Origin of the sequence: Tropicimonas sp. IMCC6043 (assembly GCF_004146235.1) — a bacterium.
Taxonomy (GTDB): domain Bacteria; phylum Pseudomonadota; class Alphaproteobacteria; order Rhodobacterales; family Rhodobacteraceae; genus Tropicimonas.
The window spans coordinates 1-425 of the sequence record NZ_SELO01000165.1; the positions used below are offsets into that span (position 1 = coordinate 1).

The 425-nt window shown below is 63.8% G+C and carries 1 protein-coding gene; it reads right to left on the reverse strand.

Annotated features, from left to right (window positions below):
* Positions 1 to 425: transposase (locus EU800_RS26260; protein WP_129636379.1), on the reverse strand; the 425-nt coding region annotated here is incomplete at both ends.

The window sequence follows — 425 nt, forward strand, 5'->3', positions numbered from 1 at the left end:
AATCGGGCCGACGCCCGGGATCGTCATGAGCCGCCGTGAAACGGGAGTTTTTCGCGCGATGGATCGCAGTTCGGCATCGAGTGCTGCAGTCGCGGTACAGAGCGTTTCGTGGGTGTCGATGAAACCAGCCATGACGCGCGCGAGCGTCGGATCAGTCTGAGTGACGGCAGCCAGCTGGTCCCGGAACCCCTGACGCATGTGCCCCTTGTTGATCGCGCTCAGGCGGATGCCGAAGGTCTTGAGAATGCCCCGGACATGAGCCTCCAGGTCCCTGCGCAATTGAACGAGCCGTTCGCGTGACCCAATCAACATGCGCAGGCGATCCGCCGCCTCGCTGCGAACGTGAACCTCGGCAAACCAGCCTGTACGCGCCAGTTGGGCCAAGCCCTCGGCGTCGGTGGTGTCCGATTTGTTCAGCCGCGCCG